The sequence below is a fragment of the Curtobacterium sp. MCLR17_036 genome, assembly GCF_003234445.2.
GTDB lineage: Bacteria > Actinomycetota > Actinomycetes > Actinomycetales > Microbacteriaceae > Curtobacterium.
Genome location: NZ_CP126269.1, coordinates 3,002,905 through 3,024,982, shown reverse-complemented (window position 1 = coordinate 3,024,982; position 22,078 = coordinate 3,002,905). Strand labels below are relative to the sequence as shown.

Genomic DNA, 22,078 nt, shown 5'->3' with positions numbered 1-22,078 from the left:
CGTCGTCCACTCCGAGGTGCCCCGTCCATCGTGCGAGCGTCCGCGCTCCGCACGATCACGCCGGTGGGGTCGTCCCTGCACCCTCGGTGTCGTCCGCGCCTGCGGGGCCGGTGCCTGCTTGATCCAGGTTCTCGTGCGGATCGCCCATGTCGCCGGTGGCCTTGCCCGCGGGGGACAGCCCGAAGTGCTTGCGGACGGCGTTCGCCTCGGAAGGGGACAAGGTCTGTCCGACTCCGAGGGACGGCGCGCCCTTGATCGCGCTCTTCGTGTACCCGACGTGCAGGTCCGTGCCGTCGAAGGTGGCGTCCTCGACCGGGACGAGCGTGTGGTGACTCCCGAGCAGGCCGGTCGCGACGCTGACGAACGCGGCGCTGCCGTCCTCGTCGGAGGGGAACACCTGCGCGACCTTGCCGACCGACGCGCCGTCGCGGTCGCGGACGGTTGCGCTCTCGACCTCGTGGATCATGCTCTTGGTGATCATGGGCGTAGTCAACGCCCTTCCGCCTGGCGCTTCGCGGCGAAGCGCTCGCCGTGTCCCGGGGCGCCCTCGATCGGCATGGCGATCGGGCGCTGGAGTCCCACCGCGAGCTCACGTTCTCCGTGTCGCGCCCGGTCAGCCTTCGGATGTGCTGCGGCGCACAGCCCGGTGCGCCACCGGGATGGACAGGAGTGCACCACCGAGGAGCACCACCGAAGCCACGATCACGGAGAGCGGCGTGCGGAGCGGCGCAAGACCGATGCTCGTCGAACACCAGAGGACGGTGATCGCTCCCGCGATGATGGTCGGCCGCAGTGCCGCGCGGTGTCCGATGCGCCAGGCCGCCTCGCTGGACATCGTGATCCGGGTCCGGATGCCGGCCAAGCTGTTCCGAGCGAGGGATCCGTCGGCAGCCCTCCAGGTGAGCCAGGTCACGAGGACAGCGCTTGCGATCTCGATCGTCAACGCGAACACCATTGCTCCGGCCATGAGACCGACGCTACTGTTCCGATCAGCGAACGGCAAAGTATCACGTTGGAGCAGCTGGTTCGGCGGCGGGTGGCTGCAGGATGACGTACTGGACTCAGGGGGTCCGGACCCACGCCCCGTGCTCGTGCAGATCGTCGCAGTCGGAACTGCGACGCCGAATACGCTGACCAGATGAACAGTCCTCGCGTGCTCACCCTCGTCGGCGGCATCATCTCCGCCGTGGGCGGTCTCATCTGCGGCTCGGCGGTGATCGCGACGTTCGCCGTCGGGTTCGACGGCGGTGCGAACATCGGCGCCGGTGTCTTGCTGCTCCTCGGGGTCCCGCTCGCCGTCGTGGGTGGTGCGCTTCTGCTCGTCGGCGCAGTCGGGTTGATCGCTCGACGCTGATCGGGCTCGCCGGGACTCTGCCGAAGGCGCGGGCGAGCCAGGGGGCGGACGAGCTGATGCGTCTCTGGAAGGAGAAGCCAGATGGAACCACATCGACGGAAGGCCGGCAACCTCGCCCGGTCGACAGGGGCAGTGCTGCTCGCGGTCGCCGTTCTCACTGGTTGCAGCGAGGGGTCCGGCATGAACACGGAAGAAGCGAAGCAGTCGATCGTCACGTTCGTAGCAGGATCGACCAGCGTGGTCGGTGATGGGTGGAACGTTCGGGACGGTCCCGGACTCGGGAAGTGCGACCTCGGCCCTGGTGTCGGGGGTGTCCAGTACGTCTACGCCGAGGTCCGCGCTGCCAGCGACGACCCGAAGGCCGACGTCGAGGCGGTGGAACAGCACTGGAAGGAGCTGGGGGTCACGACCGAGCGGTACCAGACGGGCGGAAAGGACCCGATCCTCGGCGTCCGGGGCAGGGGTGGCCCGGTGAGCTCCTCCGACTTCCGTGCGGATCCGCGCGGGTACACGATCGACGGCAGCTCACAGTGCGTCGCGGGGGACTTCGAGAAGATGAGCCTCGACGGTCAGGAGTGACGACCGCGACCTGACTTCCGGAACCGAGCCGCGCCTCCAGGCCGGACCGAGACCCCGGCACCTGCGGGACGCGACACGCAGGACGGCTCGCCCCGTTGCCGAGGCGAGCCGTCCTGCGGAGCCGGTCCGCTAGCGCGCAGCCGTCGCCGCGACGGGGGCGAGCTCGGCCCGCACGATGTCCGCACCAGCGGACAGCGCGCTGAGCTTGCCCAGCGCTGCACCCCGTGCAAGGGGAGCCATCCCGCAGTTCGAACTCGGGATGAGCTTGTCCGCATCGACGAACTCGAGGGCCCGACGCAGGACCTCGGCGACCTCGTCCGCCGTTTCTACGGTCTCGGTGGCGACGTCGATCGCCCCGAGCATGACCTTCTTGCCGCGGATGAGCTCGACGAGCTCGAGCGGCACGTGCGAGTGGATGCACTCGAGCGAGACGATGTCGATCGACGACTGCTGCAGCAGCGGGAACGACTGCTCGTACTGCCGCCACTCGGCGCCGAGGGTCTCCTTCCACTTGTTGTTCGCCTCGATGCCGTAGCCGTAACAGATGTGCACGGCGGTCTCGGCGCGCAGGCCCTCGGTGGCGCGTTCGAGCGCGGCGACGCCCCAGTCCTGCACCTCGTCGTGGAAGACGGTGAAGGCGGGCTCGTCGAACTGGATGACGTCGACGCCGGCAGCTTCGAGCTCGCGGGCTTCTTCGTTCAGGATCGTGGCGAACTCCCACGCCAGCTTCTCGCGGCTCTTGTAGTGCTGGTCGGAGAGGGTGTCGATCATCGTCATCGGACCGGGGAGCGCCCACTTGATCGGTCGGTCGGTCTGTGCGCGGAGGAACCGGGCGTCGTCGACGAAGACCGGGGCGGGGCGGCTCACGGCGCCGACGACCGTGGGGACGGCAGCGTCGTACCGGTCCCGGATCCGGACGGTCTCCTTGCGCTCTTGGTCGATGCCGTCCAGGTGCTCGATGAACGTGGTGACGAAGTGCTGGCGGGTCTGCTCGCCGTCGCTGACGATGTCGATGCCGCGGCGTTCCTGCTCGTGCACGGCGGAGCGCAGGGCGTCCTGCTTGCCCTCGGTCAGGGCGGCGCCGTCGAGCTGCCAGGGGGACCAGAGTCGCTCGGGCTCGGCGAGCCAGGACGGCTTCGGCAGGCTGCCGACGATCGAGGTGGGGAGGAGAGAGCTCATGGGAGTGGCGGTCCAGACGGTCAGCGGGCGGGGACGGGTTCGGCGGCGAGACGGGACAGGAGCGCACCGTGCGGCGTCACGAGGTGTTCTTCGGTCCACCGGCCCTGGGTGACGCCGAGGCGACTGCGCTCCTCGCGGTCGTAGGTGACCGGGGTGGGTGTGAAGTCGGTGTGGTCGAGCGTCGGGCGGTAGGTGCTGCCGGCCGGGGTGTTCGCGGCGTAGATCTCCGGTCGGTAGATCTTCTGGAACGTCTCCATGGTGGCGATCGTGCCGATGAGCTGGAGGTCCGTGTGGTCGCCGGTCAGGTCGCCGCGCGTGTAGAACGCGAGCGGGGCCGCGGCGCCGGCGGGCTGGAAGTACCGGACCCGCATGCCCATCCGGCCGAAGTAGTCGTCGGTGAGCGAGGAGTGCTCGTGCTCGTACTCGGCGCCGAGCACCGGGTGGACGTACCCGTTCCGGCGGTAGGTCTGGCTCGTCGAGACGCTGATGCAGACCACGGGCTCCGTGTCGAAGTCGGCGTGGAACGCGGACGACTCCAGGAAGCGCTGGAAGAGCGCCCCGTGCAGCTGTCCGAAGTCGGACGGCAGCGACGGCGACGACGGCAGCAGCACCGAGAAGTCGTAGTCGCGCACGTACGACGAGAAGTTGTTGCCGAGGATCCCGCGGTGGTGCTCGCCGGTGTGCTGGTCGACGATCGTGACGTCGAGCATCTCGAGCAGCGGGAACTCCGCATCCGATCCACCGTCGGAGAACTGCAGCGCGACCGAGACGATGTCGAGCTGCAGCCGGTAGCGGTCGTGCGCCCCGGCGAGGTCGTTCGCGCGCCCGTCGATCATCGCCAGCGCAGCACGCAGGTTCTCCTGCCGGCGCTCGCCGCGCGCCAGGTTCGCGAAGTTCGTGGTCAGCCGGGAGCTGTCCGCGGGGGAGTAGTCCTCGTCGAACCGGGTCCGGGTGATGCTGAAGGTGGGGTCGTTCGCCATGGCCGGCAATCTGCTCGTCGAGCGCCCGGAGGCGCTGGGGAAGGGATTCCTCGATCATGGCCGGAAACGCGAGCCATCAGGTAATACCGAGACGCTATGTGGTCGTATAGCCTGCGCCTATGGCCCGGGTCTCGAACGACATCACGTTGCAGCAGCTCCGCTACTTCATCGAGGTCGCGACCGAGGGCTCGATCAGCGCAGCCGCCGACCTGCTCTACGTGTCCCAACCGACGATGTCCGCGGCCATGAAGGACCTCGAGACGCGGATCGGCCGCCCGCTCTTCACCCGGTCGGCCAGGGGCGTCGTGCTCACGGTCGACGGCGTCGAGTTCCTCGGGTACGCCCGGCAGGTCGTCGAGCAGGTCTCCCTGCTCGAGCAGCGCTACGTCGGGCGGCGGGCCTCGCGACGGCTGCTCGGGGTGTCCGCGCAGCACTACTCGTTCGCGGTCGAGGCCTTCGTCCGGATGGTCGACGCGGCGGCCGCCGACGAGTACGAGTTCTCGCTCCGCGAGACACGCACCTGGGACATCATCGAGGACGTCCGGACCCTGCGCAGTGAGGTGGGCATCCTGTACCGCAACGACTTCAACACGCAGGTGCTCGGCAAGCTGCTGCGCGACGCCGGTGTCGTGTTCACCCCGCTGTTCGTCGCCCAGCCCCACATCTTCGTCGCCAAGCGGAACCCGCTCGCGGCACGGGAACGCGCGACCCTCGAGGACCTCGCCGACCTGCCCCGACTCACCTTCGACCAGGGCGCGAACAACTCCTTCTACCTGGCCGAGGAGATCCTGTCGACGATGTCGAGCAAGCGGGAGATCCGCGTCTCGGACCGCGCGACGATCTTCAACCTCATGATCGGCCTCGGCGGGTACACGATCTCGACCGGGCTCATCAGCGACGACCTCGACCCCGAGATCGTCGCCATCCCCCTCGACGTCGACGAACGCATCGAGATCGGCTGGATCGCGCACGCCTCCGTGCCCCTCACCGTGCAGGCGCAGGCGTACCTGGACGAGCTGCGGGCGGTGGTCACCAGCTACGGCGTCGAGCCACTCGGGTAGACAGGCGCCGGTTCCGACCAGCGACCGGACAGGAGGCCCGACACGCGTCCGTCAGGACCCTGCGGTCTCGATCATCGCCCTCACGTGCGGCGCGCTCCAGCGCAGGAGCGCGGCCGACAGCGGACGGCGGAGGTCCTCTCCCCAGATCGCGACGGCTGCACCCGACATCGGGGCGGCGAGACGCCGCCCGGAGTCGCTGTCCCAGGTCCGGAGCGACCAGTGCGCGCGGAGATCGGCGACGGTGTACGCGCTGTCGGCCGGGTCGAGGTCGGTCGGCACCTCGTACAGGTAGTACGAGTTGTAGTTGAGCAGGTCGATGCCGGCCTTCGCCAGGTCGTTCGCGCTCGCCCGTCGCGCCCGGCGTTCCGAGCGTTCCGCTTCGTCCTCGGTGTCCCCGTCGAAGCTCCAGTACGTGACGCGGATGCGCGGGTCGAGCCGTTCCACCGCGGCCCGGTCGATCCCGTCGTTCCAGGCCCACACCTCGCGGTTGCCCAGCGCGGCTGCCATCGCGTTCAACCACTCGACGCGTCCGGTCGCGGAGACGTCGTCGCCCCATTCGTCACCGCCGATGTGCACGGCCCGGCTCGCGGGGAAGGTGCGCCGTACCTCCTGGTACAGGTCGGTCGCGAGCGCGACGCTCGCCGGCGCCGAGGTGTCGAGCTCGTTCTCGCCCGCGCGGACACGATCGACCCACTTCGTGCCGTGTCGTGCCTCGAGCAGGGCGAAGGCAGCGGCCATGTGGCCCGGGGTGTCGATCTCCGGCACGACCGCGACGCCCCGTCTCGTCGCGTAGTCGGCGATCGTGCGCGCCTGTGCGGCGCTGAGGAACGGGCGGTGCGTCACACGGCTCGTCCAGACACCGTGGTCGAGGTCTGCGTTCGCCGGGGTCTGGCCGAGCACCTTGCTCTCGATCCCGACGTTCTGGTCATCGGTGAGGTGCAGGTGCAGGAAGCGGCCGCCGTCGTCGGCGAGGAGGTCGACGTAGCGCTTGATCAACGCCACGGGGTAGTAGGCGCGAGCGACGTCGAGCATCACGCCCGTCTCCGGGCGTGCGCGCTTCGAGGGCTTGGTGGTGACGGTCGTGGTCGACGTCCGGCACTGCTGCGCGGAGTACGCGCCGGTGCAGGCGAGGACCGAGTACGTGCCGGCTCGCGCGCGCGACGGTGTCTTCTGGATCGCGCGGACCGTCGTGCTCGCCCCCGCGGCGAGGGCCTTCACGGTGACCGGGCCGAGCGTGTACTTCCGGCTGCCGGCGGACAGGGAGAGCCAAGCGGACGACGCCGGCTGCCCCACGGATGCGGTGTTCTTCACCCTGAGTGTGGTGCGCACGGCGGTGCCCGTCGACGTGACGGTGGTGGTCGCGACGACCTTGGTGACCGTGACGGCGGGGGGCTTCGGCGTCGCTGCGTCCGCTGATCGCCCGACGGCGTCGATGCCGATCGCGGCCACCGCCGACATCGTGATCGCCAGGGCGACCGCGACCGACCGTCTGACCTGCATCTTCATCCGACGCTCCACGCCGTGCTCCCCTCGGACGAACGCCTGCCTGCACCGCGTCGCCCTGCTCTCCCAGCTGGGCCGAGCGACCCACTGAACAGTACCGGGACCGCCTGCCCCGGATTGCTCCGACCGTTCTGTCGGGTCAGCGCCGAGCGACCGCGGCGGCGGCCTCGCTGATGGTCGTGCCCGGGTGTGCCTGCCGGTACCGGCGGACCTCGCGCGGGTCGGCGGCTGCGGTGGCCGTCGTCGGGGTCCCGACGACGCTCGGCCCGGACCAGGCGAACCACGTCGTCGCGAGCGCGGTCACCCCGGCTGCCACAGCGCCGAACAGGAAGAACGCGCCGACCGTGGCCGCCAGCCCGCCGAGGGTGATGAGTGCTCCGCACCACCGGGCCACGAAGCGCCTGGTGGTGGTGGTCGAGGTCGAGGTCGAGGTCGACTGCATCGGTGTGCCCTTCTCCGTCGGTGGTCGTGGAGGTGTCCGACAACCTACCGGTGCCGCATGGCACCGCAACGAGCTGGCGGCTGGGCTGTGGACAGATCGCCGTGCTCGGCTCGTGTGCACGGTAGACAGGGTGCGCCCCGTAGGGTCCTCGCATGGAGAGCGAACGGCATGCCGCCCTGATCGCGGAACTCGAGGCTGCTGGCTCCGATGAGTGGGGGCCGCGGGCGCTCCTGGCTTGTCTGCAGAAGCTCCGCGACGGCGGCCCGACCGAAGCCGCGCTCGTGGTCGTCCACGACGCCTGGAGCACGTCCGACGAGTTCCGGGTCGTCTACGACTCCCCGTGGGGTCCGCGCGTCGGGATCATCCGGGATCGCTGGACGACGATCGACCGGACGGACGCGTACACCACCGGCGAGGCGACGCCTGAGGAGTTCGGCCACGAGGTCGCCGACTACAACATCGGTGAACCACTCGGGCGGTACGTCGAAATCCTCGACATCGATGCCGACGGCCTGGGGTGGTGGGGTCACATCGCGCTCTGAGTCCGCGACGGCGTCATCGATCCGACGCTAGCGGCACGAGACCCGGGTGAGGACGGCGTCGCCTTCGAAGCTCTCGGTCCCGCTCGCCCATGCGGTGACGGGCGTGCCCTCGTGGAGCTCGAGGGGGACCACGAGGTCGTGCGGGTTCCCCAGACCGCCGTAGTCGTCGTACACGGCGAACTGCACGTCGGCCTGCGGGCAGTCGCGGCTCGGGAGCACGTCGAAGCCGATGCAGCCGAGCTCCCAGCACTCCTCGGGGGCGGCTTCGGGGTCGTCGGTCGCGAACCAGGTGGCGACGTGCTCGTCGACCGCCGGTTGCGATCGGCAGGCGGCGGACTCGATGCCGCTCCACAGCTCGTCGCCGACCGACGCGACGAAGACAGGCGTGCCCGGACGCACCCGCACCGACCGGAGTTCGGTGCGGGTGGTCGCGCCGTGCTGGGTGTCCGCGAAGCCGATGGTGACGTCGAGGTCGCACTCGCCCGACGCGACGACGGCCCAGGCCGAGCAGCCGGAGTCGCTGGACACCGCGCCGCAGACCGCCGACCATGCTTCCTCGTCGTCGACCTGTCCGATCTGGACGGTGCCGTCGGCGACGACGACGGGTCCGACGGGGGAGCCGTGCGCGCCCCGGGTCGGCACGGTCGTCGGCGTCGCGGTCGACAGCGATGCGGGTTCGTCGACCGCGGCGAGGGAGGCTCCGTCGACCCGAGCACCGGGAGCACCGAACCGGCAACGCCCGCCCCGAGCGCGAGGACCGAGAGCGCCGCGCCGAGGACCACCGCACTCCGGCGCGCGCTGCTGACCGCGGCGACGGACACGGTCGCACGGTCCTCCAGCTGCGGGCTCCGGACGGCCTGGTCGGCCTGGAACGACCGCGCAGTGTCGACGGCGAGGTCCCACCACCGCACGGACGAAACGGTGAACAGGGCGCCGCCGGTCACGATCGGGACGACGGCGAGCACGCCGACCACCCCGGTCCCGACGACGGACAGCAGCACACCAGCGACGACGAGTCCGAGGCCGATCCAGCGCCACGTCTCGTACCGCCGCCGCTGCGCGGGCATGAGCGCGGAGACGATGCGCACGGAGGTCCTCACGCCGTGAGGCTATTGACCGCACCCCGATCGCCGCAGGCCCCTGTTCGGGTTGGTCGTCGGTGCCCCTGGTGCCGACGCGCCGCCACGGCTACCGTGCACGCATGACTGTGACGGGCATCGGCGGGCTGTTCTTCCGGAGTCGTGATCCGCAAGGCCGGGCCGCCTGGTACCGGGACCACCTCGGGATCGACGCGGGCGCGGACGCCGTGTGGCAGCAGGAGCCGGGTGCGACCGTGTTCGCGCCGTTCCCGGCAGACAGCGAGTACTTCCCGGCCGCTCAGCCGTTCATGCTCAACCTCCGTGTGACGGCGCTCGACGAGCTCGTCGTCCGGCTCGGAGCGGCGGGGATCCCGGTCGAGCGTCGCCCCGAGTGGGAGACCGAGTACGGGCGTTTCGTCCGCATCACCGACCCGGAGGGGCTGCCGTTGGAGCTCTGGGAGCCCGTCGACTGACGACTCGCCTGGTCCCGGCTCATCGTGCACGGTTGCCCCGCGCGATCGGGTCGGAGGCCACCGGCGAGGCGGGCGCGGTGAGCGGTACGGACGCCGACGCCGGGGAGGCCGCGCGATCGGCCTCGGGTGCTGGCCGGCGTCGTACTGGCTGGCGATGCCGACCACGATCCGACAGAACCGTCACGACCGGGGTTGTCACCCTACCTACCGGTAGGTAGGGTGACACCGTGATCGACACCACTCACCGCAGCACCGGGACCCGACAGCGCGCCCAACAGGTGGCGCTCGCACTGTTCACGGAGCAGGGCTACGAGTCGACGTCGTTGCGGCAGATCGCGGACGAACTCGGCATCAACAAGGCTTCGCTGTACCACCACTTCGCCAGCAAGGAGGCGATCCTGCGATCGCTCTTCGAGGACCGCGGCACCGAGGTGGCGGACCTGCTGACCTGGCTCCGCGAGCAGCCGCGCGGACCGCGGCTGCTCGAGCAGACGGTGCTCCGGTGGGTGGACACCTTCACCACGGAGAAGCTCGCCGGGATCCGGTTCACGACCGCCAACCCGCTCGTGGTGCGCGGGCTCGCCGACGCCAGCGGCGACCGGGTCGGTGCGCCGCTGCAGGAACTCGCCGACGAGCTCGTCGCGCTCCTGCCCGACGGTGGGCAGGAACAGGTCGTGCTCGTGCGCATGGCGATCCTCAGCGTCAACGCCGCCGTGCAGGCCGCAGCCCAGGCCGACGTCTCCGACGCCGCGGTCGTCGCTGCGGCGCACCGGGCCGCGCGAGCGCTGGTCGGCGAGATCGGCGGCGCCCGGTGACCGTCCTGCTCGTCGTGCAGCTGGTGCTCGTGGGCTTGCTCGCGGGCGAGGAGTTCATCGTCCGCTGGGGCGTCCAGCCCGCCGTGGCGGCGCTGCCCGACGACGCGCACCTGCGCACCCGGATCGCCCTGGTGCGGTCGCTCAAGGTCGTCGTGCCCGCCCTGATGGTGCCGGCGGTCCTGGCCTCGGTCGCCGTGGTCGTGGTCGCCGGGGGAGCCGCCGGCCTCGGGTGGCGGATCGCCGCGCTCGGCGCGCTGGTGGTCTTCGTGCTGGCGTCGTTCCTCGGAACCGTGCCGATCAACATCGGCGTCAACGATTGGGACCCGACGGACCCGCCCGCCGACTGGCGACGCACCGTGGTGCGGTGGGAGCGCATCGACGTGCTCCGATCGACCGCCGCGGGTGTCGCGTTCGTGCTGTTCACCGTCGCCCTGGTCCAGCTGCTGCGCTGACGTCGGGGCGCGTCCTGCCGTCGAGGCGCGGACGGCGACGAGCGCGGCCCGATGGCCGACGAGCATCGAGCCGCACCCGTGCTCTGCCGCACCGGTCCTGCCCGGACGGACGCCCGTGTCAGGCGCGGGCGGCCTTGACGTAGGCGACGACGGCGTTCGCGTGTCCGTGTCCCAGGCCGTGCTCGGTCTTCAGCCAGGCCACGACCTGCATGTGCGTCTCGTCGTCGAGCCGCTCGTTCGCCAGGTCCAACCAGTCCTGCACCGGGCGCCCGTAGGTGCGCTCGATGCTCGGGAAGTACGAGGCGGGACCCTTCACGGTGGAGCCGTCGGTCGGCTGCGTCGGAGCGACCACACGGAACTCGGGCATGCGCCACAGGGTAGCCAACCGACGGCGCGCTGGGAACGTGTTCCGGTCGGCCGGACGGCCAGCGCGCGTCCCTGTCGGACGGGAGGCGCGGTACCAGCCCGCACCGTGCCTCCTGTCCGACGGCTGGTCGCGTCCGGAACCCGGTGCCGGTCCCGAGGTCTCAGTCGAGGTCGCGCAGCGAGTACGGCTCCGCGGCTCCGCCGAAGAACAGGATCTGCATGCCCGCTCCGACGTCGGCCTGCACGCGACCGGCGGTGCGCAGCCCGAGTGCTCGGGTCTCGGCGTCCCCGTAGGGCAGTCCGACACGCTCGGTGCGCGCTCGCCAGTGCACGATCGCCTTCGCGGTGGCCGGGTACGCACCGGCCTCCCTGGCGGTCCGGACGTCGCGGCGGCCGTCCCGCAGGAACTCGACGTCGGTGCCAGCCCGTGCAGCGGTCAGCACCACCGCACGACCGGACTCGGCGACCACGTCGATCCCTGCGCCGGCGCCGCACCAGACGTGCGTCCCGTCGCCGAGCTCGAGCTGCACGCGGGCGGCCAGTTCGAACGCGTCGGTGCGGTGGGCGGCGGCGGCCGCTGCGGACGGCCACTCGTCGGTCGATTCGAACACCTCGTTCCACTCGCGGAGCGCAACGCGCAGCTCTGCGCTCAGCGCGCGGTCGACCTCGTCGTCGTCCTCGTACGGATCGCGCCACCCGCGGAGCCACAGCGGTGCGTCGACGCCGTACTCGGCCATGACGAGCACGATCCTGTCCACCATGCCCCGATGGTAGGGCCGCCGGACCGTGGCGACGGCCACCGGTACCGTGCTGTCATGCTCCCTGCCCCCACCATGCGGCTCCGGTTCCGCGAGATGACGCCGGACGACCTCGACGACATGGCCGCGCTGCTCGGCGACCCGCAGGTGATGGCGTTCTACCCCGCGCCGAAGAGCCGCGAGGACGCCGCCCGGTGGATCGCCTGGAACCAGGAGAACTACGCCGAGCACGGCCACGGGCTGTGGATCGTCGAGACCCTCGACGGCGACTTCGTCGGGGACTGCGGCCTGACGTGGCAGCAGGTCAACGGGACGCCGGCGCTCGAGGTCGGCTACCACGTGCGGGCGGCGCTGCAGGGGCAGGGCTTCGCGACCGAGGCCGCGGCTGCCTGCCGGGACCTCGCCCGTGACGTCCTGCACGCGAGCGACCTCGTGGCGATCATCCACCCGGAGAACACCGCGTCGGAGCGGGTCGCGCGCAAGCTCGGGATGGAGCGACGGGAGGACGACCGGGGCGGGGCCATCGCGGTGCGGACGGTGCTCGGGATGTCGTTGTAGGGGCTCGAGCGGACCCCTCGAGCGGTGCGGTGGGCGCCGGTACGCTGCGGATATGCCCGATGCCTTCTCGATCCGGACCACGACCGAACGGGACTGGGAGCGGGTGCGGGCGCTCCGCGTCGAGAACGCGACGGACAACCCGATCTCGTACGGCGCGACGCGCGAGTACACGCTCCGGATGTCCGAGGACGAGTGGCGGCTGCGGGCCCGACGCGGCGAGGCGGCGGACGCGACGAGCCTGGCGGCGATCGACGCCACCGGGCGGTGGATCGGCATGATGAGCGGGCAGGTCGGGGACGCCCACGGGGCCGACCCGGTGCTCACCGGGGTCTACGTCACGCCCGAGTTCCGGGGGCGCAGCCACGGGGTGGCGGACGCACTGCTCGACCACGTCATCGCCTGGGCGCGTGGGCGTGGGGAGCAGCTCCGTCTCGAGGTGTACGACCAGGCGGTGCCGGCGGGGCGTTTCTACGCGCGCCGGGGCTTCACGGCGACCGGTCGGACGCGTGACCTCCACCTGCTCGGTGAGGTCCCCGGCGCGGAGCCACTCCGACTCGTCGAGCTCGCGCGGCCCGTCGCGTCCTGAGGGGGTGCAGTTCCGCGCGTGGGAGGTCGTTCCGCGTGTGGTGGGGGGTTCCGCGCATGGGAGGCCCGTTCTTCTGGCCTCTCGTGCGCGATCCTGCTTCCCATGCCAGGCGCTGTGGGAAGGAACGCGCGGGACATCGCCGACCGCGCTGTCCCGCCCCGGCCCGTCGGGCCCGGTGCTACCGTGGCGCGCACGTCGGGCCACCGGCGGACGATCCCGCCCGGCGAGCGCCCCGCGGGACGTCGACGCCGACGTCGGAGGACGAGCGATGCCGCACGAGACCACGACAACGACCGGGCCGGCACACCGACACGGAGCGGCCACGCTGACGATCGTCGACGCGAGCGGCGCTCCGCTGCGTGACACCGAGGTGACCGTCGAGCAGACCCGCCACGCCTTCACCTTCGGCAACATCGGCTTCGACTTCGTCGACCTCGCAGCAGACGCAGACGCAGACGCAGCCGCCGCGAACGCAGACGCCACCGCGCACCTCGCCGACCTGTTCGCGGACGTGTTCAACACCGCGACGCTCCCGTTCTACTGGGGTCGCTTCGAACCCGAGCGCGGTGCCCCCGACACCCGCCGCCTGCTCGCCGCGGCACGGTGGTTCGGGGAGCGGGGCATCGCCGTGAAGGGACACCCGCTCGTCTGGCACACCGTCCAGCCCGACTGGCTGCTCGGGCTGCCGACGGACGAGGTCGAGCAGCTGCTGCGTTCGCGCATCCGCCGCGAGGTCTCGGACGCCGCCGGCGTCATCGACACCTGGGACGCCATCAACGAGGTCGTCATCATGCCGGTGTTCGACAACGGCGACAACGCGATCACGCCGCTCGCCCGGGCACGGGGGCGCATCCCGATGATCCGGATGGCCTTCGACGAGGCCCGTGCCGCGAACCCGAACGCCACCCTGCTGCTCAACGACTTCGACCTGTCGAGCGCGTACGAGTGCCTGATCGAGGGCGTGCTCGAGGCCGGGGTGCAGATCGACGCCATCGGCCTGCAGACCCACATGCACCAGGGCTACTGGGGCGAGGAGACGATGCTCGCCATGGTCGACCGCTTCGCTCGGTACGGGCTGCCGCTGCACCTGACCGAGACCTCGCTCGTCTCGGGTGACCTCATGCCCGCGCACATCGTCGACCTGAACGACCACCAGGTGGACTCGTGGCCGTCGACGCCCGAGGGCGAGGCGCGACAGGCCGACGACGTCGAGCGGCACTACCGCAGCCTCGTCGGGCACCCCGCCGTCGAGGCGATCACCTACTGGGGCATCACCGACGCCGACGCCTGGCTCGGTGCGCCGATCGGTCTCGTGCGCGCCGACGGCACGCCGAAGCCGTCGTACGACGCACTCCGCCGCCTGGTCAAGCAGGAGTGGTGGCTCGGCCCGACGGTGCTGCGCACCGACGAACGCGGAGCGGTGCAGGTCCGCGGGTTCCGCGGCGACTACCGCGTCGACGTGCGGGGCACGACCGCGCCGTTCACGATCGCCGACGCGCCCGCTCGGGTCCACATCGTCGCCTGACCACCCGCGGAGCGCCGGGCCCCGGTCGCAGTTCCGCGCGTGGTGCGACGTTCCGCGCATGGGGAGCCTTTCCTTCCGACCTCCTGCGCGCGATCCTGCTTCCTGCGCGCGACTCTGCTTCCGACGTGCGACTCTGCTTCCGACGCGCGACTCTGCTTCCGACGCGCGATCCTGCTTCCGACGCGCGATCCTGCGAACCACGCGCGGTTCCGCACCCCGTGGCGGACGGGAGGCGCGGTGCCAGCTGACACCGCGCCTCCCGTCCGGCCGCGGTCGCGACCACCCCACGGCGCGACCCGCCCGGGCGCTCGGGTCGGTACGGTGGTCGGCATGGCCCGATTCACGCCGCCCGCCGCCGACGCCGTCCGGGCGCGACTCCTGCTCGCCGCGCGCGACGAGTTCGCGGCACTCGGGTGCAACGGTGCGAAGGTCGAGCGGATCGCAGCGGCGGCGTCGAGCAACAAGGCCCAGGTCTTCCACTACTTCGGCAGCAAGGAGGGCCTGTTCGACGCCCTCGTCGAGCAGACCGTCGCCGAGACCTTCGCCGAGGTCCCGGTCGACACCGACGACCTGCCCGCCTTCGCCGGACGGCTGCACGACTCGCTGGCCCGCCGTCCGTGGGCACCGCGGCTCGCGGCCTGGCACCGGTTGGAGCGCGGCGACGCCGAACCCCTCGAAGCCGTCGTCGCCCGCAACGCCGAAGCGGTGGCAGCCGTCGAGCACGCACAGCGTGCGGGGGTGCTGCCGCGGTCCTACCGGCCGGCGGTGCTGCTCGGTCTGGTGCTGCACCTCGCCGCGCTCTGGAGCGTGACCGCGCCGACGACCGCGCCGGAGTACGACGCGCTCGTGCACGCGGTCACCCCGGCGCGGCGGCGGCAGGTCGTCGTGGACGCCGTCGCCGCCATCGTCGGCTGACCCGGCTCCGATGATGACGGGCGACGTGCGGCGCGTGCTGGTCCTCGGCGGGACGGGGTGGCTCGGTCGCGAGGTCACCCGGGCTGCCGTCGAGTCCGGGGCCGAGGTCGTGTGCCTCGCCCGCGGCGAGTCCGGCGCGGTCGCGGACGGTGCCGAACTCGAGCGGGCGGACCGGGTGCAGCCGGGAGCCTACGACGCGGTGACGGGGGACTGGGACGAGGTCGTCGAGCTCGCGCACGCGCCGGACCTCGTCGGCCCCGCGCTCGCCGCGCTCGCCGATCGTGCGGCGCACTGGACCCTCGTCTCGACCGTGTCGGTGTACGCCGACGACGCCGAGCCGGACGCCGACGAGTCGGCAGCGCTCGTCGAGTCCGACGACCTGTCGGAGTACGGCGCCGCGAAGGTCGCCGCCGAACGGGCCAGCCGAGCGCGGCTCGGCGACCGGCTCGCGATCGTCCGCCCGGGTCTGATCGTCGGTCCGGGCGACCCGAGCGACCGGTTCGGGTACTGGCCGGCCCGACTGAGCCGGCCCGGCCCGGTGCTGGTCCCCGTCCTCGCCGAGCGGTCCGTCCAGGTCGTCGACGTGACGGACCTGGCGGCGTGGATCGTGCACGCCGGGACGACCGGCTTCGTCGGCACCGTCAACGCGGTCGGCGCGCCGCAGCCGCTCGGTGACGTCCTGCGCCAGGTCGCGGCGCTCGCCGGGTACACCGGCGGATTCGTCGAGGCGGACGACGACGCGCTGCTCGACCGAGACGTGCAGTACTGGGCGGGTCCGCGCTCGCTGCCGCTGTGGTTGCCGACGTCCGCCGCGGGGTTCGCCCGGCGATCGGGTGCGGCCTTCCGGGCTGCGGGCGGCCGCACGCGACCGCTGCAGGAGACCCTGCGTCGTGTGCTCGAGGACGAGCGGGCGCGCGGCGTCGAGCGGCCCCGGCGGTCCGGACTGTCGCCGGCCGACGAGCGTGCGGTGCTCGTGGCGCTCGGGGCGACCGGCGCCTGACGATCGGCGCGGCGGCCACCGGCAGCGATGCGCCGCCCCGCGCCAGCACCGCCCGCGCGCCGCGCCAGCTTCAGCGCCAGCACCGCCCGCGCCCTGCGCCAGCACGCCGCGGCCCGCGCGAGCGCCGACCCTGCGCCAGCGCCGACCCCGTGTCAGCGCCGGCGCCCGCGATCAGTCGAGCGGACCGATCGTCAGCGTGCACGAGGTGGCGGCGCCGTCCTCGATGTACGACGCGAAGCTCCCCACGTCGTCGAACGGGAACCCGTACGCCTTGCCGTCCGTGTGGACGTCGTGCAGGCCCGCCGCGTAGTGGTTCGTCCGCGGCTGACGGTAGAAGCCCGACGGGTCGGTGGTCGGTTGCGTCCCGACGTCGCGAAGCGTCGAGCGGTTCAGCGCCGCCCCGAGCACCGCGGCGATCGGCCCGACGACCCCGTCGTTCGGCGCCGCGAGGTTGCCGTCGCAGTAGAACACGTCCCGCGTCGACGGCAGCCGGAACTGCGCGACCTGGCCGCCGCCGACCCGCGTCGCGGTCATCACGTCGCCGCTCGTCCGCAGCGTGTACCGCGCGGCGTTCGCGTCGACGAGCAGGTCGCGCTGCGTGTACGCGTCCCAGCTCTCGCGGACGTACCCGTCCAGGTAGGTCCCGCTGAACCGGCCGACGTCGATGCCGTGCCCCGGCGCGATGACGCGGACGTCGTCGACGACCAGGTCGGCGAACCCCTCGGTACCGCGCATGCGGTCGAAGAACGCCGAGCGGCCGCCGTCGCGCACCACGCCGATGGTCTGGTTCCGAGCGCCCTGCAGCTGGATGGCGATCGGGATGCTGAACATGTCGACCTGGGTCGAGTTGCAGTACATCGAGCCGTTCTGCCACGTGAACTCGAAGTAGTCGTGGAACACCGAGAAGGTCGGGTCGCCGCTCACCCAGCCCACGGGCTGCACGACGCCGGCGCCACCGGCGGTGCCGACGACCCGGAACGGGATCTCCTGCCCGAGCGAGACGTAGATGCGGCCGGACATGCCACCGGCCGGCATGGTCACGGTCCGCGCGTCGCTGAGCCGGACGCCCCAGTGCGCGATCCCGTCTGCACCGTTGTCGCTCGTGCTGGCGGCGTGGAAGGTGCCCTGCGGCGTCACGTGTCCGAGCTGGCCGGTGCCGAGGTCTGTCCCGACGACGTGGATCCACACGTTCTCGTCGGCGTAGTTCCCGGTGCGGTTGACGATGCCGACCGGGAGCAGCGCCGCCGCGTTCGCCGCAGCGGGGCGGAGCAGGCCGAGTGACTCGCCGGTGACGGGGAACGCCGCGGCGGCGAGCCCGACGGCACCCGCTCCGAGGAACGCGCGGCGGCTGAGGGCCGAGGGCCCGGCGGTTCTGTGCACGTGATCTCCTTCGATCAGCCGCTCACGGACGGCGGCGGTGAGGCGCAGCCGACCGAGGACAGCGACCCCGTTGCCGCGCGCAAGCGACGGTAGACCGGTCGGTCGACGGCGACAATCAGCACAACGAGGGACAAGCGCGTCCCCCGGTCGTCCCCTCCCAGTGGCCGGGACGACGCAGGTCGGCCGGCAGCCGGGTGTCGTGGTCGCCTCGCGCGGCGTCGACCTGCGGTTGCGAGACGAACAGGGCGGTCGACAGGTCCGCCCGGTCGAGCCGGGCGTCCCGGAGGTCCGCGCCGAGCAGGTCGACGGACGCCAGGTCGGTACCGCGCAGGTCCGCCGCGATGAGCGACGCTCCACGCAGGTCGGCACCGGTCAGCCGCAGCGACCGGAGGTCACGACCGGCGAGGTCCGCGCCCGGCCGGAGCCCGGCCAGATCGGCCCCGTCGTCGGCGAGGAAGCCGCCGCGGACCTCCGCGCTGACCTCGACGAGCGTGTCCCGCACGGCGGCGTGCGTCCGCTGCACGTCGTGGTCGAGCACCTCGCCGACGTCCCCGTCGAGCACGGCCCGGACCTGCTGCTCGAGCGCGGCGGCCTGCGCCGCCGTCTCCGGCCCGACCGCCCGGGTCCGGGCCTCGGCGAGGTACCAGAGCAGCTCGTGCAGCTGCCGCGCGACGGCGAACGCTCGGAACATCCCGGAGCGGACCTCGGGGTGGTCCCGCCAGTTCCGTCCGCCGAACAGCTCCTGCGACACGTACTGCCCCGCACCGAAGCAGTCGAAGACGGTGCAGCCCCGGAACCCCCGGGGACGGAGCGAGTCGTGGACCGAGCAGGAGAACCCGTCGGTCAGGTTCCGGCACGGGGTGCCGGCGGGCTTGTCGACGGGGAAGTCGGCGGAGCGCTGGAACCCGAAGGCGGTGCAGCACAGGGCAGCGCAGTTCGCGCAGTCGGCTCGCAGCGCGGAACGGTCAGCGGTGGGGTCGGTGGAACGGTCGATCGTCATGGTGACGGGCTCTCTCGGACGGTGTCGTGTGGGTGGCGGGGGAGCGGGGACTCCGATCGGAGTCCCGGTTCCGGGCACACGAGACCACCGCCCCTCGTCCGAGGAGCGAACGGGTGTCGCTGGGTGGGCCCTGGGTCACAGGGCGGTGAGAGCTGTCACTGCTGCGAGGGTACCGCCGCACGGCGGCGGACCGCAGCCCGCCCGTCGGGTCGCGCCGGTGTCGCGGTCGCGACCGGTGGCGGACGGGAGGCGCGGGTCGGCCCCGCCCCGCGCCTCCCGTCCGTCAGTCCTGCGGCAGTCTCGTGAGCCGCACGGCCGTGGCCTCGAACGGTCGGAGCGCGAGCCGCACGCCGTCGTCGAGGACCTCGACCGAGCCGGGTGCGTCGTCGCCGAGGTAGGTGCTGCGTGCCGCCGCACGGACGGCGGTGCCGACGCCGAGCGTGAGCGTGACCGGCTGGTCGGACACCGACTGCAGGCGGACGATCGACTGCCGGTCGTCGGGACCGGCGACCACGGACACCAGACGGACGCGGTCGTCGTCGAGGGTGAGGAGCTCGGCCGACGCGTCCGCGCCCGAGCCGGAACCGGCCGCGGGGACCGTCGCCATCGGACGGACCAGGTCTGCCGTCGTCTGCAGGGCGACGGCCTCGACGGACTGCCCGGCCTCGGCACGGACCCCGAGGGCGTACTCGAACGTCGCGGTGAAGCCCTGCTCGATCGGGAAGTTCGTGTCCCACACGTTGTTGTGCAGCCACGAGTAGACGGTCGCCGCTCGCGCCGGGGTCGTGCTCGCCGGGAACGGCGCGTAGGGCAACGAGATCGTGCCCGGGTGGACCAGCGGTGCGTCCTTCGTCACCCAGACCACGGCGTCGTCGCGGTCCTGCACGCTCACCCAGTTGCGGATCGCGCGCATGTGCTGCGGCGCACCCGGCACGTGCGCCAGGCCGTCACCGGTGACGCCGCCGGAGACCTCGTAGCGGACGACCGGCTCCGCCGCGGCGAAGGGGAACGCGAAGAACGCGCTCTCCTTCGTGCGGGTCACCGGCTTCTCGAGCCGGTTCGCGATCCGCAGCCGGGGCTCGCCGTGCCGCAGCCGCAGCGTCACCGTGACGGCGTCGACCCCGGCGGCGGCGAAGCGGTAGACCAGGCGCTCCTCGACGGCGTCGGAGACCCGCTCGACCAGGACCGCGGGGCCGCCGACCGTGCGCGAGGCGAGGAGTTCGAGCCGGTCGGAGCTCCACAGCTTGTTCGCCAGGTGGTTGACGCCCGCGCCGGACGACCCGTACTCGTCGTAGACGTAGCCGTTGAAGCCCGCCGGTGCGTCCTGCTCGACGATCTCGCGGCCGGTCGCGCGCTCGACGACGGACCGGATGGTCGACGTGCGCGGGTCGACGGCGACCCGCAGGTACGCGTTCTCGAGGGTGAAGAGCTCGGCGGCCGGCGTCGTGAGCGGGTCGTGGACGCGCGGCGGCTCGGGCTCCGCGGTGCCCGGCAACACGTCGACGCGGACGAAGCCGAACGCCGGCACGTCCGTCAGCTGCACCGAGACCCAGCGACCGGACTCGCGGTGCAGCGCGTTCGACTGCGGTTCGACGACGACGGGCAGCGCGTCGCCGGTCCGGCCGTCGCGGAGCGCGACCGGGGCGTCGAGCGGCACGGTGGACTCCTTGAGCAGGAACCGGACCGCGCCCGTGCGCGTCGCACCGGAGGCGTTCGCGACGACGATCGCGGCGAGGGCGTCGTCGGGTGCCGCCACCGTGTCGGCGAGGTAGACGAGGGCGTGCTCCTCGAGGTCGCGGCCCCGCTGGTGGGCGGTGATCGCCTGCCCCACCTTCCACTGCCACTGGCGCTCGCCGGAGTCGTAGCCCTCGTCACCGTGGGTCCACGAGTTGCTCGCGCCCCAGGTGTGCTCGTTGAACATCGAGATCGCGTCCCAGGCGGACCCCGCATCGGCGTGCTCGGTCGGGACGGCCTGACCGCCGAGCCAGGCGGCGGCCTGCGAGAAGGAGCGGGCGTCGCTCACCGTGGCCTGGGCCTCGCGGGCCAGGGCGAGCGGCACGGCGGCCGACCCGACGCCCTCGACCCACCAGTCGCCCCAGTCGCCCTCGACCGTGACGAGGTCGTCGCCGTGGCGAGCCTCGGCCTCGGCGAAGAAGTCCTCGTTCGTCGAGACCCGCAGCGTCGGTGACGTCCAGGTCTCGTTCCAGCGGCGGACCACCTCGGACAGGTGCAGCCGCGCGGGCCCGTTGTCGCCCATGAAGCCCTGCGTCCGCAGGTGCAGCACGTCCCACGGGTAGCCCGGCCGCCCCTCGGCCTGCTCGCCGTGCGCGCCGAACACCCCGGGCGGGAACGGGTAGCCGCGCGTCGCGAGCGCGGTGAGGTACGCGGGCAGGTACGCCTCGGCGACCTCGTACGACTCGGTCAGGCCGACCATGGGCCCCTCCATGTACGCCAGGCCGTGCGGGCTGTCGGTCATCCAGACCACGACGGAGTTGCCGGCCGGCGTGCGCCAGCGGAACATGCGCGGCAGGTCGAGTGCGCCGTTCTGGTGCGGCATCGAGCGTCCGGCCCAGTTGTGGGCGACGGCGAGGTACCGCACGCCGACGTCGTGCAGGGCGTCGGGCAGCCCGGCGACCTGCCCGGGGACGTCGGTCTGCATCGCGGTGGTGAAGTCGATGCCGTACCGGTCGCGGATCCGGCGGGCCTCGCGGAACAGCTCGTGCAGCTCCTCGGTCGAGCAGGTGTCCGTGTGCAGGTTGTACGGCATCGCGCTGAGGCCGATCGAGCCCTGGCGGACGAGCTCGACGAACTCGGCGACCTTCGCGGCGGGGCGGTGGCGTTCCCAGTCCGCGAACGCCCACAGCGCCTCGACGTTCCAGCGGAACCGGGCGGCGTCGGGCCAGTCCTCGGTCGCGTGGGCGAGCTCGACGGCGGAGTCCAGGTAGGACCGCTGCGACGAGATCACGGTCGTCTGCGGGTCGGTGTACCCGAAGTCGAAGTGCGAGTGGTGCACCACGTGCACGGACCACGCGCGCTGCGGGAGCAGCACGAACGAGACGGTCTCGTCGCCGAGTCCGGGCAGCGCCAGCGTGACCTCGGTCGGGGCGTCGACAGTGCGGACGAGCAGCCGGAACGACCCGGCGTCCGGGGACGGCGCGTGGGCGACGACCCGGTCGCCGCCCGGCCCGGTGAGGGTGGCGCCGATCGCCTTCGGCTCGGTGTCGGTGTCGGTGTCGGTGTCGGTGTGGGTCTCGGTCTCGCCGTCCTCGCCGAGCAGCACGCGCACGCTCTGCACGGGGACGCCGTCGCGCTCGGTGAGCAGCGGCTCCGGGATCACGCGCACGCGCGTCCCGCCGACGGTCGCGGCGGCCACGGTGGCACGGTCGAGGAGGCCGGCGCGGGCCTCCAGATGGGACCAGGGCTGGGCGGAGACGAGGGCGGTGTCGGTCATCGTCGGGGGAGTCCTTCGAGGTCGGGGTGGCCGGGCGGCCGGGGAGGCAGGCGGTCGGGCCGGAGGGGCCGGGCGGAGGG

24 protein-coding genes are annotated in these 22,078 nt (G+C 72.2%); 12 read left to right on the top strand and 12 right to left on the bottom strand.

Features of this window, described 5'->3' with window-relative positions; all coding sequences use genetic code 11:
* Positions 1–55: 55 nt before the first annotated feature.
* Positions 56–481, bottom strand: coding sequence for a hypothetical protein (locus DEI99_RS14195; protein WP_111041435.1), 426 nt, complete (start codon positions 479–481; stop codon positions 56–58).
* A gap of 132 nt (positions 482–613) precedes the next feature.
* Entirely contained in the window at positions 614–967 is a 354-nt protein-coding gene (locus DEI99_RS14190) for an SdpI family protein (RefSeq protein ID WP_181434407.1), read from the bottom strand.
* A 171-nt stretch (positions 968–1,138) separates the two neighbouring features.
* On the opposite strand from DEI99_RS14190, the gene DEI99_RS14185 reads away from it, so the two are divergent.
* Positions 1,139–1,354, top strand: coding sequence for a hypothetical protein (locus tag DEI99_RS14185; protein WP_181434408.1), 216 nt, complete (start codon positions 1,139–1,141; stop codon positions 1,352–1,354).
* A 132-nt stretch (positions 1,355–1,486) separates the two neighbouring features.
* The gene (locus DEI99_RS14180) at positions 1,487–1,933 is read left to right on the top strand and encodes a hypothetical protein (protein WP_111041437.1); all 447 of its coding nucleotides are present in this window, start codon (positions 1,487–1,489) and stop codon (positions 1,931–1,933) included.
* Between the two features lie 129 nt (positions 1,934–2,062).
* On the opposite strand, the gene DEI99_RS14175 is transcribed toward DEI99_RS14180, so the two are convergent.
* Together DEI99_RS14175 and DEI99_RS14170 are read right to left on the bottom strand one after the other, a co-directional pair.
* On the bottom strand, positions 2,063–3,112 hold the full coding sequence (locus tag DEI99_RS14175) for a methionine synthase (RefSeq protein ID WP_111041438.1): 1,050 nt from the start codon (positions 3,110–3,112) through the stop codon (positions 2,063–2,065).
* 20 nt (positions 3,113–3,132) lie between these two features.
* Entirely contained in the window at positions 3,133–4,092 is a 960-nt protein-coding gene (locus DEI99_RS14170) for a putative oxygenase MesX (protein ID WP_111041439.1), read from the bottom strand.
* 119 nt (positions 4,093–4,211) lie between these two features.
* Between DEI99_RS14170 and DEI99_RS14165 the strand changes: the two genes are divergently transcribed.
* The gene (locus DEI99_RS14165; RefSeq protein ID WP_111041440.1) at positions 4,212–5,153 is read left to right on the top strand and encodes a LysR family transcriptional regulator; all 942 of its coding nucleotides are present in this window, start codon (positions 4,212–4,214) and stop codon (positions 5,151–5,153) included.
* Positions 5,154–5,204: 51 nt separating this feature from the next.
* On the opposite strand, the gene DEI99_RS14160 is transcribed toward DEI99_RS14165, so the two are convergent.
* Positions 5,205–6,653 (bottom strand): family 20 glycosylhydrolase, encoded by a 1,449-nt coding sequence (locus DEI99_RS14160; protein ID WP_181434409.1) that lies wholly within the window; start codon positions 6,651–6,653, stop codon positions 5,205–5,207.
* Between the two features lie 142 nt (positions 6,654–6,795).
* On the bottom strand, positions 6,796–7,098 hold the full coding sequence (locus tag DEI99_RS14155) for a hypothetical protein (protein WP_111041442.1): 303 nt from the start codon (positions 7,096–7,098) through the stop codon (positions 6,796–6,798).
* A 152-nt stretch (positions 7,099–7,250) separates the two neighbouring features.
* On the opposite strand from DEI99_RS14155, the gene DEI99_RS14150 reads away from it, so the two are divergent.
* Positions 7,251–7,640: a hypothetical protein gene (locus DEI99_RS14150; RefSeq protein ID WP_111041443.1), complete on the top strand. Its 390-nt coding sequence runs from the start codon at positions 7,251–7,253 to the stop codon at positions 7,638–7,640.
* 27 nt (positions 7,641–7,667) lie between these two features.
* On the opposite strand, the gene DEI99_RS14145 is transcribed toward DEI99_RS14150, so the two are convergent.
* The gene (locus DEI99_RS14145) at positions 7,668–8,282 is read right to left on the bottom strand and encodes a hypothetical protein (protein ID WP_111041444.1); all 615 of its coding nucleotides are present in this window, start codon (positions 8,280–8,282) and stop codon (positions 7,668–7,670) included.
* Between the two features lie 559 nt (positions 8,283–8,841).
* Here DEI99_RS14145 and DEI99_RS14140 point away from each other — a divergent pair.
* From DEI99_RS14140 to DEI99_RS14130, 3 genes are all read left to right on the top strand, one after another.
* Positions 8,842–9,192: a VOC family protein gene (locus tag DEI99_RS14140; RefSeq protein ID WP_111041462.1), complete on the top strand. Its 351-nt coding sequence runs from the start codon at positions 8,842–8,844 to the stop codon at positions 9,190–9,192.
* Between the two features lie 227 nt (positions 9,193–9,419).
* Positions 9,420–10,007 (top strand): TetR/AcrR family transcriptional regulator, encoded by a 588-nt coding sequence (locus tag DEI99_RS14135; protein ID WP_111041446.1) that lies wholly within the window; start codon positions 9,420–9,422, stop codon positions 10,005–10,007.
* Entirely contained in the window at positions 10,004–10,459 is a 456-nt protein-coding gene (locus DEI99_RS14130; RefSeq protein WP_220037135.1) for an anthrone oxygenase family protein, read from the top strand. The genes DEI99_RS14135 and DEI99_RS14130 overlap by 4 nt, the downstream gene beginning before the upstream one ends.
* Before the next feature lie 118 nt (positions 10,460–10,577).
* On the opposite strand, the gene DEI99_RS14125 is transcribed toward DEI99_RS14130, so the two are convergent.
* Positions 10,578–10,826, bottom strand: coding sequence for a DUF4287 domain-containing protein (locus tag DEI99_RS14125; protein WP_111041447.1), 249 nt, complete (start codon positions 10,824–10,826; stop codon positions 10,578–10,580).
* Between the two features lie 160 nt (positions 10,827–10,986).
* Positions 10,987–11,586, bottom strand: coding sequence for an immunity protein CdiI family protein (locus DEI99_RS14120; protein WP_111041448.1), 600 nt, complete (start codon positions 11,584–11,586; stop codon positions 10,987–10,989).
* 54 nt (positions 11,587–11,640) lie between these two features.
* On the opposite strand from DEI99_RS14120, the gene DEI99_RS14115 reads away from it, so the two are divergent.
* The 5 genes from DEI99_RS14115 (at position 11,641) to DEI99_RS14095 (ending at position 16,167) form a co-directional block, all read left to right on the top strand.
* A complete protein-coding gene (locus tag DEI99_RS14115; RefSeq protein ID WP_111041449.1) occupies positions 11,641–12,141 on the top strand; it encodes a GNAT family N-acetyltransferase in 501 nt (166 codons plus the stop codon).
* Between the two features lie 52 nt (positions 12,142–12,193).
* Positions 12,194–12,727: a GNAT family N-acetyltransferase gene (locus DEI99_RS14110; RefSeq protein ID WP_111041450.1), complete on the top strand. Its 534-nt coding sequence runs from the start codon at positions 12,194–12,196 to the stop codon at positions 12,725–12,727.
* Positions 12,728–12,995: 268 nt separating this feature from the next.
* Positions 12,996–14,252 (top strand): endo-1,4-beta-xylanase, encoded by a 1,257-nt coding sequence (locus tag DEI99_RS14105; protein WP_111041451.1) that lies wholly within the window; start codon positions 12,996–12,998, stop codon positions 14,250–14,252.
* Between the two features lie 330 nt (positions 14,253–14,582).
* A complete protein-coding gene (locus DEI99_RS14100) occupies positions 14,583–15,167 on the top strand; it encodes a TetR/AcrR family transcriptional regulator (protein ID WP_146247094.1) in 585 nt (194 codons plus the stop codon).
* A gap of 10 nt (positions 15,168–15,177) precedes the next feature.
* Entirely contained in the window at positions 15,178–16,167 is a 990-nt protein-coding gene (locus DEI99_RS14095) for an NAD-dependent epimerase/dehydratase family protein (protein WP_258369329.1), read from the top strand.
* A 171-nt stretch (positions 16,168–16,338) separates the two neighbouring features.
* Here DEI99_RS14095 and DEI99_RS14090 read toward each other — a convergent pair whose 3' ends face one another.
* The 3 genes from DEI99_RS14090 to DEI99_RS14080 form a co-directional block, all read right to left on the bottom strand.
* The gene (locus tag DEI99_RS14090; protein ID WP_111041453.1) at positions 16,339–17,547 is read right to left on the bottom strand and encodes a beta-1,3-glucanase family protein; all 1,209 of its coding nucleotides are present in this window, start codon (positions 17,545–17,547) and stop codon (positions 16,339–16,341) included.
* A gap of 115 nt (positions 17,548–17,662) precedes the next feature.
* Positions 17,663–18,547, bottom strand: coding sequence for a pentapeptide repeat-containing protein (locus tag DEI99_RS14085; RefSeq protein ID WP_111041454.1), 885 nt, complete (start codon positions 18,545–18,547; stop codon positions 17,663–17,665).
* A 283-nt stretch (positions 18,548–18,830) separates the two neighbouring features.
* Positions 18,831–21,998 (bottom strand): glycoside hydrolase family 38 N-terminal domain-containing protein, encoded by a 3,168-nt coding sequence (locus tag DEI99_RS14080; protein ID WP_111041455.1) that lies wholly within the window; start codon positions 21,996–21,998, stop codon positions 18,831–18,833.
* Between the last annotated feature and the right edge of the window lie 80 nt (positions 21,999–22,078).

What these genes read in the sequence shown, in the direction of transcription:
- DEI99_RS14165 (WP_111041440.1), top strand. Translation starts at nt 4,212, where the DNA reads ATGGCCCGGGTCTCGAACGACATCACGTTGCAGCAGCTCCGCTACTTC.
- DEI99_RS14085 (WP_111041454.1), bottom strand. Translation starts at nt 18,547, where the DNA reads ATGACGATCGACCGTTCCACCGACCCCACCGCTGACCGTTCCGCGCTG.
- DEI99_RS14100 (WP_146247094.1), top strand. Translation starts at nt 14,583, where the DNA reads ATGGCCCGATTCACGCCGCCCGCCGCCGACGCCGTCCGGGCGCGACTC.
- DEI99_RS14150 (WP_111041443.1), top strand. Translation starts at nt 7,251, where the DNA reads ATGGAGAGCGAACGGCATGCCGCCCTGATCGCGGAACTCGAGGCTGCT.
- DEI99_RS14175 (WP_111041438.1), bottom strand. Translation starts at nt 3,112, where the DNA reads ATGAGCTCTCTCCTCCCCACCTCGATCGTCGGCAGCCTGCCGAAGCCG.
- DEI99_RS14185 (WP_181434408.1), top strand. Translation starts at nt 1,139, where the DNA reads ATGAACAGTCCTCGCGTGCTCACCCTCGTCGGCGGCATCATCTCCGCC.
- DEI99_RS14115 (WP_111041449.1), top strand. Translation starts at nt 11,641, where the DNA reads ATGCTCCCTGCCCCCACCATGCGGCTCCGGTTCCGCGAGATGACGCCG.
- DEI99_RS14170 (WP_111041439.1), bottom strand. Translation starts at nt 4,092, where the DNA reads ATGGCGAACGACCCCACCTTCAGCATCACCCGGACCCGGTTCGACGAG.
- DEI99_RS14095 (WP_258369329.1), top strand. Translation starts at nt 15,178, where the DNA reads ATGATGACGGGCGACGTGCGGCGCGTGCTGGTCCTCGGCGGGACGGGG.
- DEI99_RS14190 (WP_181434407.1), bottom strand. Translation starts at nt 967, where the DNA reads ATGGCCGGAGCAATGGTGTTCGCGTTGACGATCGAGATCGCAAGCGCT.
- DEI99_RS14080 (WP_111041455.1), bottom strand. Translation starts at nt 21,998, where the DNA reads ATGACCGACACCGCCCTCGTCTCCGCCCAGCCCTGGTCCCATCTGGAG.
- DEI99_RS14140 (WP_111041462.1), top strand. Translation starts at nt 8,842, where the DNA reads ATGACTGTGACGGGCATCGGCGGGCTGTTCTTCCGGAGTCGTGATCCG.
- DEI99_RS14105 (WP_111041451.1), top strand. Translation starts at nt 12,996, where the DNA reads ATGCCGCACGAGACCACGACAACGACCGGGCCGGCACACCGACACGGA.
- DEI99_RS14125 (WP_111041447.1), bottom strand. Translation starts at nt 10,826, where the DNA reads ATGCCCGAGTTCCGTGTGGTCGCTCCGACGCAGCCGACCGACGGCTCC.
- DEI99_RS14155 (WP_111041442.1), bottom strand. Translation starts at nt 7,098, where the DNA reads ATGCAGTCGACCTCGACCTCGACCTCGACCACCACCACCAGGCGCTTC.
- DEI99_RS14120 (WP_111041448.1), bottom strand. Translation starts at nt 11,586, where the DNA reads ATGGTGGACAGGATCGTGCTCGTCATGGCCGAGTACGGCGTCGACGCA.
- DEI99_RS14110 (WP_111041450.1), top strand. Translation starts at nt 12,194, where the DNA reads ATGCCCGATGCCTTCTCGATCCGGACCACGACCGAACGGGACTGGGAG.
- DEI99_RS14195 (WP_111041435.1), bottom strand. Translation starts at nt 481, where the DNA reads ATGATCACCAAGAGCATGATCCACGAGGTCGAGAGCGCAACCGTCCGC.
- DEI99_RS14160 (WP_181434409.1), bottom strand. Translation starts at nt 6,653, where the DNA reads ATGCAGGTCAGACGGTCGGTCGCGGTCGCCCTGGCGATCACGATGTCG.